Origin of the sequence: Mesorhizobium sp., assembly GCF_004962925.1 — a bacterium.
Lineage (GTDB): Bacteria > Pseudomonadota > Alphaproteobacteria > Rhizobiales > Rhizobiaceae > Mesorhizobium.
In genome coordinates, this window is sequence record NZ_SUEO01000190.1 from 2730 (window position 1) to 12380 (window position 9651).

A 9651-nucleotide genomic window follows, 5' to 3' on the forward strand; every position below is an offset into this window, starting at 1 on the left:
GTCCCCGGGAGATCGCGATGAGACATGATTTCGAGACGCATCGCCGTCAGGCCGCGAACATTTTCCGCGCCTGGGGCATGCCCGCCGAGAAGGCCGAGAAGTCGGCAGGCGTGCTTGCATGGGCCGATCTCCATGGTCTCGAAAGCCACGGCATCGCCCTGTTGGTCGAATACAACGAACGACGCCTGACACGGCCGATCAATTTCCAGTCGAAGCCCACCATCGTCCAGGAAACGCCGGTCAGTGCCCTGCTTGACGGCGATGGCGGCCTCGGCCATGAGCCCGCTATATCAGCTATGGAAACCGCAATCGCCAAGGCGACCGCAGCCGGCGTCGGCGTGGTGTCGGTTCGCAATTCCGGCCATTTCGGCGCGCTGGGTTACTTCACCACCATGGCTACCGATCATGAGTTGATCGGCATAGCTGCCACCAGCGTATTCGGCATCCGTGTGCCCCCGACCGGTGGTGCGGCGGCGCGCTTCGGCACCGACCCGTGGTCCTTCGCTGCGCCAGCGGAGCCCGGCCGGCCCTTCGTGCTCGACATGGCCACGACGACCGTGGCGTCCGGCAAGGTCCGGAACAAGATCGTCGAAGGCCAACTCATGCCGTCGGGCTGGGGCATGGACGGGAAGGGCGTGCCGACGCTCGACCCGAAAGCGGTGATGGAGGGAGGCTTCCTGTCGCCGCTGGGCGGCGCGGCGGAGAGTGCCGGCTACAAGGGTTACGGGCTGGCTGCGATGGTCAATATCCTCGCCTCGTGCCTGTCCGGCTCCACACTAATCACCGATCCCAACCATTCGAAACAGCCATGGAGCCTCGATGTCGGTCACTTCTTCATGGCCATCAACCCCGCCTTGTTCCGTCCGATAGCGGACTTTCGCGCCGACGTTTCCCGCTTCTGCGACGATCTGCGCGCAACACCCCCGGTGGACCCGCTAAAGCCTGTCCAGGTGGCGGGCGACCCTGAGCGCAGGGTCCGCGCCGAACGCGAGAAGACCGGACTACCCATCGGGCCCGGCCTCCATCGACGCTTGTATCAAATTGCACAGGAATCCGGCGCGGAGTGGGTGCTTTCCCCTCTCGATTTTACTGTCGACAGTTTTCAGTTTACTGACGGCAGGGAAACGAGGGGCAAGGCATGACTTTTGCAGCAAGGCCGATCGAGCGAACCGCAAGTCTTGCCGTTCGCGTCTACGCCGAAATCGAACGGATGATCCTCGCGGGGGACATGCAGCCCGGCAGCAGAATCAAGGAGGCGGTGCTTGCCGAGCAGATGGCGGTAAGCCGTGCGCCGGTGCGCGAGGCGACGCGTGCGCTGGTCGAGGCGGGGCTTCTTGTGTTCGTCCCGGCGCGCGGTGTTTTCGTACGTGAAATGTGCGACCGCGAGATCGCCGAAAACTACGACGTGCGCTCATTGCTCACCGGATTGATGTGCGCGCAGGCCGCGGAACGGCGCACCGCCCCCGACGTGGCAAAGCTCAAGCGCCTGATCGCCGACATGGACATAGCGATCGCCGCCGGCAGGATCGCGCACTACTACGAAATCAACCTCGAGCTTCATCAGCTGATCGGCCGCATAGCCGACCACTCCTGCGCGTATCGCGTCTACAACGACCTGATCCGGGAGACCCATTCCTTGCGGCGCTCTCTGTCATCGCCCGGCCAGACAAATCTGGAGCATCGCTCGATCGTCGAGGCGATCGAATGCGGTGACGCCGAGCTCGCTCGGCGCCGCGGGAGTGAGCACGTCCTTAACGGCAAGGCGCGCTGGAAAGCGTCCATCGAAACAGCGGCGCCCGCCGCGGCCGCCATATGACCCATTTATCCCAAGGAGACCTCACTTGAAAATTGCAAACATCACAGCCAGCCTGCATCGCCACGAGATCGATTTGCCCGGCATTGGCGAATCCATCGAATCTCGCATGTTCGTCTTCGTCGAGGTCGAGACCGACACGGGCATCAAGGGGCTCGGCTGCACCGGTCAGTTCCTGCCTTGGTCGACCATGCCCTGCATCGAGGATCATATCTTTCCGTTGATCAAGGGCATGGATGTCTTCCACACCGAGGCTATCCACTCCAAAGTATGGAAGCAGCTCAACAACCGCGCCTATACCGGTGTCATTTCCAACGCTCTCTCGGCGATCGACATCGCCCTGTGGGACCTCCAGGGCAAGATTGTCGGCAAGTCGGTCTCGGAGCTGCTGGGCGGCTATTCCCGCGAGGCCTACACCTATGCGACGTTTGGCTACCCGTTCTTCGACGAGCAGCAGATCGCCGACTATGCCAAGAAGTTTCTGGCCGACGGGCACACCATGCTGAAGATGGTCGTCGGCGGCGAGCCGACCCGGACCTGGAAGGACGACGTGCGTCGCGTCTATGCCGCACGCGAGGCAATCGGCCCCGACGTCGACCTCATGATCGACGCCAACTGCTACTTTAACCCGCATGACGCCTTCATGCTGGCGAAGGCCGTGGAAGACGCGAACCTAAAATGGTTCGAGGAACCGATCGAGCAGAACGACGCACGTGCGCTTGCCGACCTGCGCAGCCGCGTCAAGATTCCAATCGCCGCCGGCCAGATGGAAGGCAACCGCTGGCGCTTCCGCGAACTCGTCGTCCACCACGCGGTGGACGTGCTGCAGCCGAACGTCCTCTACAATGGCGGCTACACCGAGGCGCTCAAAGTGGCGCACCTCGCCCAGGCCTTCAATCTGCCGATGGCCAATGGCGGCGGCTGGCCGATCTTCAACATGCACATTCTGGCGGGCGTGATGAATGGCGGCCCGGTCGAATTCCACTACGGCATGTGGATGACCGGAAAACATTTCTTCAACGGCACGCCCGACCCCGTGAACGGCAAGATGACAATCCCGGACGCGCCGGGCCTTGGCTTCACGCCGAATTACGAAGCGCTGAAGGATGCCCGGGTCAAGGATCCCAAAGGCAGCCAGTTCACCGGTCGTGATGCACACGGCTACCTGCTGCGTGAAACCATCGAAAAGAAGAACGCCTGACAATCGCAGCCCGGGACCGCCAAAATGGTTCGATCGGTTTCGGCGCTGTTCCAAGTTCTAACTGGGAGGAAATGACTATGACCTGCGGACTCTCGAACTTCGTCAACCACGGCCGCGCCGTCGGCCTCGGTCTGCTCACAGCTGCGGCCATCGCGGTCAGCCCCGCGGCAGCGGAGTATCCGGACAAGGACATCAAAATGATAATCCCGTTCGGCGCCGGCGGCGGCAGCGATACGCTCGCCCGCACCATCGCCGGCGTGATCGAGGAGATGAAGCTGATCCCTGTGAAGATCCTGCCCGAGAATCGTACAGGCGGCTCGGGCGCGGTCGGCTACAGTGCAGTCGCCAAGGAAAAAGGCGATCCCTATCATCTGGCGACCGTCAGCGTCAGCTTTTTCACAACGCCACTCCTGGGTGGCTCGCCGGTGAGCTACAAGGATTTCACTCCACTCGCTGCGATCGCGCAGTCGCCGTACATCATGGTTGTTCCTACCTCCAGCGAATACCAGAAGCTTGACGACCTGAAGAAGACGCCGCGCTTTACCACCGGTACGACTGGCGTCGTCTCCGACGCGGCACTGCTGGCCAAGATGACGTCCAACGCGCTCGGCATCCAGATTGACTCCGTGCCGTTCGACGGTGAGGGCGAGGTGATGGGGGCGCTGCTTGGCGGACATGTAAACGTCGGCTTTCTCAACCCATCCGAGGCGATGGCGCAGATGAAGGCCGGCAAGCTGCGGCCACTCGCAATCACGTCGGCCGAGCGTTCGCCGGCCTTCCCCGATATCCCGACCTTCAAGGAACTCGGATATGGCGAGATTTTGCACACCCAGCTTCGCGGACTGGTCATGCCCGCGGATGTTCCACCCGAAGTCGTAACCTACTGGGAGGGCATCCTGCAAAAGGTTGCGACCAGCGAGCAGTGGAAGAAGCAGTATATCGACCGCTTCCACGACATCCCGGACTATGTCGACGCGAAAGGCTTTAAGCAAGTGCTCGAGCGCACCAACGGGCGCTACGAGACGATGATGAAGGAACTCGGCATCATCAAATAGTGACATTGCTCGGAGCCACCCGAAATGATGGCTCCCATCCGTCGCGAGGAGGAAAGCGATGAGCGTTCAACGGCTCGACCTACTGGTCGCTGCACTGCTGACAATTTTCGGTCTCTGGCTGGTCTACACGGGCATCGGTTATGGGGTGATGCAGGGCACCACGCCCGGGGCCGGTCTCTTCCCCATCATCATCGGTTCGTCGATCGCTCTGCTCAGCGCAATAAATCTCTATCGGGCGCTTGGCGGGGTTGAGAAGCTTGGCCCGGGCATATCGGGCCGCGAGGCGGCAAAAGCTGGGGTCGTGATCGCGGCGCTACTCATCGCCGTCTGGCTGACGCCGTATCTCGGCATGATGATCGCCACCATGCTGGCCATGGCGGCGATCGGTCTGGCTCTGCGGACCGAACCGGGGCCGGTTTTCTTTGTCAAGCTTGCAGCGGTGTCGGTGATCACGCCGATCATCCTTCTGCTGCTGTTCCAAAATCTCCTGGGCGTGCCGACCCCCCGGGGACCGCTCGGCTTCTAGAGCAATTCCAGGAAAGTTTTCCGTGCTGAATTGCGTCAAAACAAAGAGATGGAGCGGTTCGGCGTTTCCGTGAAACGATGAACTGCTCTAGTCGGCCATCCAAGAGAGGTACCGCGATGGAAACGCTTGCGCTGCTGTGGGACGGAATTCTCGCCGCCACCGATCCGGCAATCTTCGCCTGCACCATACTGGGCGCTGTGGTCGGCTTGCTGATCGGTGCGCTCCCTGGTCTCGGACCGACCGCCGGTGTTGCGATCATGCTGCCGGTGGCGGCAGGCTTCGGCGGCGTAGCGGCAATCGCGTGCCTCGGTGGTGTCTATTATGGCTCGATGTTCGGCGGCGCCATCACGTCGATCCTGCTCGGCATCCCCGGCGACGCGCCTTCGGTGATGACGGTCATCGATGGCTATCCGATGGCGCAGAAAGGCGAGGCCGGACGGGCTCTGGGGACGAGCGTCTTCGCCTCGTTCGTCGGCGGTCTTCTCGGCATAGCCGGGCTGGTGGCCCTTTCGGTTCCGGTATCGCGCTATGCACTCGCCTTTGGCCCGACCGAGATGACGGCGATGATGTTTTTTGCGCTTTCGCTGCTCAGCGTGTTGGGCGGCCGCAACGCCTTCAAGGGGTTCGTCGCGTTGGCGCTGGGCCTGTGGCTGGGCATGGTGGGACTCGATCCCATTTCCGCCTTGCCGCGCTATACCGGCGGGTCGATGAACCTGTTCGACGGGCTCGACTTCTCCATCGTCGCTGTCGGCCTGTTCGGGCTTACCGCGATCTTCACCTCCCTGGAGGTAAATGTAGACAAGCCGGTGGCCAAATATACATTCGCCTCGCTGTTGCCGAGGATGAGCGATGCCGTTCAGACACGCTGGCAATTGCTGCAGGGATCGGTGCTCGGCTTCTTCGTGGGCGTCCTTCCCGGCGTCGGCGCCTCGGCGGCGACCATGCTCTCATACGCACTCGCCAAGCGCCTGTCGCCGACGCCCGAAAAATATGGCACCGGCATCGTCGAGGGCGTGGCAGCGCCGGAGGCGGCCAACAATTCAGCGTCCTACGGCGCGATGATCCCGCTGTTCACGCTGGGCATCCCGGGCTCGGCGACTACGGCCGTAATGATGGGCGGGTTGATCATGATCGGCCTGCAGCCGGGCCCGCTGCTGTTCACCGAGAATCCGCAGTTTGTCTGGTCGGTGTTTGGCTCTTTTGCCATCGGCAACCTGGCGCTTGTGTTCTTGACGCTGTTGCTGACTCCGCTGCTGGCGGCGGCGCTTTTCGTTCCGACAGCCTATCTCTATCCAATCGTCATTGCGATCGTGGTTTACGGTGTCTTCGCCATCGACAATTCGACCTTCAACGTGATGCTGACCATCCTGGCAGGCGGTGCCGGGATCATCCTTGCCAGGCTCGACTATCCAGCCGTGCCGCTGATCCTCGGCCTGGTGTTGGGACCGCTGCTGGAGCGCAACATTCGCCGCACGCTGATCCAATCGCAGGGCGACTTGCTCGTCTTCGTCGAACGGCCCATTGCGCTGGGGCTGTTCATCGCCACGGTTCTCGTGCTCTCGATCCCACTCTTCCTCAAGCTGACCGGGCGCAAGAAGATCGCCGCGGACGAAGCTGAGGTCTGACAGGACTGCGGTATATGACATTTCAATATTGCATCGTTGGCGGCGGCATCGTCGGGCTTGCCACCGCCTCCGATATCCTGGCCCGCGATCCGGCGGCTCGCATCCTGGTCATCGAAAAGGAGGCCGGTTTCGGCGAGCACCAGACCGGCCACAACAGCGGTGTCATCCATGCCGGCATCTACTACGCCCCCGGCTCCTTGAAGGCGAAGCTTTGCCGCGAGGGGGCGAAGGCGACGAAAGCCTTCGCGCGAGACAACAACATTCCGTTCGAGGTGTGCGGGAAGCTGCTTGTCGGCACCAGCCCGGTCGAGATGGAGCGCATGGAAGCGCTGAAGCATCGCGCTTTGGAGAATGGCATTGGCTTCGAGGAGGTAAGCGCGGCGCGTCTGCGTGAGATCGAGCCAAACATCGCTGGCCTGGGCGCGTTGCTCGTGCCGTCGACCGGCATTATCAACTATAAGCTGATCTGCGACGCTCTGGCCGAGGGTCTCAAGGCGAATGGTGCCAAGCTGATGACCGGCACCCGCGTCAAAGGCATCTCTGAAGAGGATACCGGCGTGGTGGTGACCACCGATCGTGGCGAAACGATCCGCGCCGAGCGGCTTGTTGCCTGCGCCGGGCTGCAGTCGGATCGCCTGGCGAGGCTTGCTGGGCTCAATCCCACCCACCAGATCGTGCCGTTCCGTGGCGAATATTACACATTGCCCGATGCGAAATCGACGATCGTCAAGCACTTGATCTACCCGATCCCTGATCCGGATCTGCCGTTCCTCGGCATCCACCTGACGCGCATGATCGACGGACGGGTGACAGTCGGGCCCAACGCCGTGCTGGGCTTCCATCGCGAAGGCTACAAAAAGGGCAGCATCGACCTGGGCGATGTCACCCAGATGCTCGCCTTCGGCGGCTTCTGGAAAATGGCCCGCAAGAACCTCACGTCAGGCATCGACGAGTTCCGCAACTCGATTTTCCGCCGCGGCTACCTGGAGCAGTGCCGCAAATACTGCCCCTCGCTCGAACTTTCGGACCTCGGCCAACCAGGCGCCGGCATCCGTGCGCAGGCGGTTCTGGCCGATGGCACGCTGGTGCACGATTTCCTCTTCCTCGACAGCCCGCGCCAGCTGCATGTCTGCAACGCGCCGTCGCCCGCGGCGACGTCCGCCATGCCGATCGCGAAGATGATCGTCGATCGGATCGAGGAGCGGTCACCATGATCCGGGCCCGATACAATCCATTGCCCCAGATGCATCCCGCGGCGGGCGCTCGGCGTGCATCGTCACAGGCTTGCCCGCGGGTCCTTTCGAGCCAACCGTTCCAGTAGGTAGTCGACTTCGGATCGACCGGTCGGCGTCAGCGACGAGCGTGGGCTGCGCTGCGCGTCCGAGGCTATGGCGCCGCGCCGCATCAGCACGTATTTGCGCACCGCGAGGCCAATTCCCTGTTGCTGCTCGAAACGGATCAACGGCAGGTGGGCATCGAAAAGATCGTGCGCCGCGTCGCGCTCGCCTTTGCGGTGCAGCCGATCGAGTTCGACCAGCATGTCCGGAAAGGCATAGCCCGTCATCGCGCCATCGGAACCGCGTTCCGGCTCGAAGTCGAGGAACAGCCCGCCATTGGCGGTCAGGATCGAGAATTTCCGCAGGTCGCCCGCGGCTTGCAGCTTGCGGATCGCCGAGATTTTCTCAAGTCCCGGCCAGTCCTCTGCCTTCAGCATGACGCAGGACGGATGTTCCTTCATAATGCGCGAGATCATCGGCACCGACAGGATCACCGACAGCGTCAGCGGAAAATCCTGCAGGGCCCAGGGCACGTCCGGACCGATTGCTTCCACGCAGTGATGGAAATAGGCGGCGATCTGCTCGTCGCTGCGCAGGTGCGAGGCCGGAGCCAGCATCACGCCGGCTGCGCCGGCATCCGTCACCTCGCGCGCCAGCCTGCGCATGGCGGCAAAGCTCGGATTGGATATTCCGACCACGACAGGGACACGCGAGCGCGCGATCACGCGTCTTGCGATTGCAAGCGATTCCTCGGGCTCCAGTTTCTGGGCTTCACCAAGAATGCCCAGGATCGTCATGCCGGTGGCGCCGGCATCCTGGTAGAATTCCGTCAGCCGGTCGACGGAGTCGCAGTCGACCGACATGTCCGCATTGAACGGCGTCGCCGCGATCGGATAGACGCCCTTGGCATCGACCCCGAAGGTCATGTCTTCTTCGCGAAAGCGGCGTAGCGCGCCTTCGTCTCTTCGTTCATCGGATAGAGACCGGGCAGCGGCACGCCGCGATCGACCTCGGTCATGATCCACGCTTCCATGGTCTCCTGCTCCGGCGCTTCGGCCAGCACCTGGTCGAGAAATGCCGCGGGGATCAATACCGCGCCGTCATCGTCCACCACCACAATATCGTCAGGAAAGATCGCCACGCCGCCGCATGCGATCGGCTCCTGCCAACCGACGAAGGTGAGACCGGCCACTGAAGGCGGCGCGGAAATGCCGTTGCACCATACGTTGAGGCCGGTACCGAGCACGCCCGCGGCGTCGCGCATCGCGCCGTCGGTGACCAATGCGGCGACATTGCGTCTGGCCATGCGCGCGCAGAGGATATCACCGAAAATACCGGCGTCGAGCACGCCCATCGCGTCAGCCACCGCCACGCAACCTTCGGGCATCGCCTCGATCGCCGCGCGGGTCGAAATAGGCGAGGCCCAGCTTGCCGGGGTGGCGAGGTCTTCACGCGCCGGCACGAAGCGCAAAGTGAAGGCCGGCCCCACCACGCGCGGCTGGCCTGGGCGGATAGGTTTGGTCCCACGCATCCAAACGTTGCGCAGGCCCTTCTTCAGGAGGACCGTGGTGAGGGTCGCGGTGGAGACGCCCTGCAGGGTTTCTACGACTTTCGAGTCGAGGGTCATCGGAGTCTCCTTAGATGCTGGGAATCAAGCCGCCGTCGATGCGAATGACGGAGCCGGTGATATAGGATGCGCGCGGGCTAGCCAGGAAGGTGACCGCGTCGCCATATTCCTGCGGCCGGCCATAGCGCCCGACCGGAATGGACGCCGTGCTTTGGGCGGCTACTTCCTCGACCGAACGCCCCTCGCGCTTGGCTTTCTGTTCGTCGAGAAAGCTGATGCGTCCCGTGGCGATGCGCCCGGGCAGAACGATGTTGGCGGTGATGCCGTCGCGGCCGACTTCGGCCGCCAACGTCTTGGACCACCCGACCAATGTCATTCTGAGCGCGTTCGACATGCCGAGGTTTGGGATCGGCGTCACCACGCCCGACGAGGTCGAGGTGATGATGCGGCCCCATTTGCGCCGGCGCATGCCGGGCAGCACCGCATCGCTGACGGCGATCACCGAACGCACCATGCTGTCGAAGAACTTCGACCAGTCCTGCGAAGACTGACCGGCTGCCGGCGTCGGCGGCGGGCCGCCCGTATTG

10 protein-coding genes are annotated in these 9651 nt (G+C 62.8%); 7 read left to right on the plus strand and 3 right to left on the minus strand.

Going from position 1 to position 9651, the window contains the following annotated elements:
* From E5W87_RS27695 to lhgO, 7 genes are all read left to right on the plus strand, one after another.
* Nucleotides 1-1142 (plus strand): Ldh family oxidoreductase (locus E5W87_RS27695; RefSeq protein WP_292404857.1); only part of this gene is annotated, 1142 nt, incomplete at its 5' end.
* Nucleotides 1139-1816: a GntR family transcriptional regulator gene (locus E5W87_RS27700; RefSeq protein WP_292404859.1), complete on the plus strand. Its 678-nt coding sequence runs from the start codon at nt 1139-1141 to the stop codon at nt 1814-1816. The genes E5W87_RS27695 and E5W87_RS27700, both read left to right, overlap by 4 nt.
* 25 nt (nt 1817-1841) lie before the next feature.
* Nucleotides 1842-3014, plus strand: coding sequence for a mandelate racemase/muconate lactonizing enzyme family protein (locus E5W87_RS27705; protein WP_292404861.1), 1173 nt, complete (start codon nt 1842-1844; stop codon nt 3012-3014).
* 77 nt (nt 3015-3091) lie between these two features.
* Nucleotides 3092-4069: a tripartite tricarboxylate transporter substrate binding protein gene (locus E5W87_RS27710; protein WP_292404863.1), complete on the plus strand. Its 978-nt coding sequence runs from the start codon at nt 3092-3094 to the stop codon at nt 4067-4069.
* A gap of 58 nt (nt 4070-4127) precedes the next feature.
* Complete coding sequence (locus E5W87_RS27715; RefSeq protein WP_292404866.1) at nt 4128-4595, plus strand: tripartite tricarboxylate transporter TctB family protein; 468 nt, start codon at nt 4128-4130, stop codon at nt 4593-4595.
* 116 nt (nt 4596-4711) lie between these two features.
* On the plus strand, nt 4712-6220 hold the full coding sequence (locus E5W87_RS27720; RefSeq protein ID WP_292404867.1) for a tripartite tricarboxylate transporter permease: 1509 nt from the start codon (nt 4712-4714) through the stop codon (nt 6218-6220).
* A 14-nt stretch (nt 6221-6234) separates the two neighbouring features.
* Nucleotides 6235-7434, plus strand: coding sequence for an L-2-hydroxyglutarate oxidase (gene lhgO / locus E5W87_RS27725; protein WP_292404868.1), 1200 nt, complete (start codon nt 6235-6237; stop codon nt 7432-7434).
* A gap of 62 nt (nt 7435-7496) precedes the next feature.
* Here lhgO and E5W87_RS27730 read toward each other — a convergent pair whose 3' ends face one another.
* The 3 genes from E5W87_RS27730 to E5W87_RS27740 all read right to left on the minus strand — a co-directional run.
* Nucleotides 7497-8423, minus strand: coding sequence for a dihydrodipicolinate synthase family protein (locus tag E5W87_RS27730; protein ID WP_292404869.1), 927 nt, complete (start codon nt 8421-8423; stop codon nt 7497-7499).
* Nucleotides 8420-9124, minus strand: coding sequence for a ribonuclease activity regulator RraA (locus E5W87_RS27735; protein WP_292404870.1), 705 nt, complete (start codon nt 9122-9124; stop codon nt 8420-8422). Before E5W87_RS27735 ends, E5W87_RS27730 begins: the two co-directional genes overlap by 4 nt.
* A gap of 10 nt (nt 9125-9134) precedes the next feature.
* A partial coding sequence (locus tag E5W87_RS27740; protein ID WP_292404871.1) for an SDR family oxidoreductase occupies nt 9135-9651 on the minus strand: 517 nt, incomplete at its 5' end.

What these genes read in the sequence shown, in the direction of transcription:
- lhgO (WP_292404868.1), top strand. Translation starts at nt 6,235, where the DNA reads ATGACATTTCAATATTGCATCGTTGGCGGCGGCATCGTCGGGCTTGCC.
- E5W87_RS27720 (WP_292404867.1), top strand. Translation starts at nt 4,712, where the DNA reads ATGGAAACGCTTGCGCTGCTGTGGGACGGAATTCTCGCCGCCACCGAT.
- E5W87_RS27700 (WP_292404859.1), top strand. Translation starts at nt 1,139, where the DNA reads ATGACTTTTGCAGCAAGGCCGATCGAGCGAACCGCAAGTCTTGCCGTT.
- E5W87_RS27730 (WP_292404869.1), bottom strand. Translation starts at nt 8,423, where the DNA reads ATGACCTTCGGGGTCGATGCCAAGGGCGTCTATCCGATCGCGGCGACG.
- E5W87_RS27735 (WP_292404870.1), bottom strand. Translation starts at nt 9,124, where the DNA reads ATGACCCTCGACTCGAAAGTCGTAGAAACCCTGCAGGGCGTCTCCACC.
- E5W87_RS27715 (WP_292404866.1), top strand. Translation starts at nt 4,128, where the DNA reads ATGAGCGTTCAACGGCTCGACCTACTGGTCGCTGCACTGCTGACAATT.
- E5W87_RS27710 (WP_292404863.1), top strand. Translation starts at nt 3,092, where the DNA reads ATGACCTGCGGACTCTCGAACTTCGTCAACCACGGCCGCGCCGTCGGC.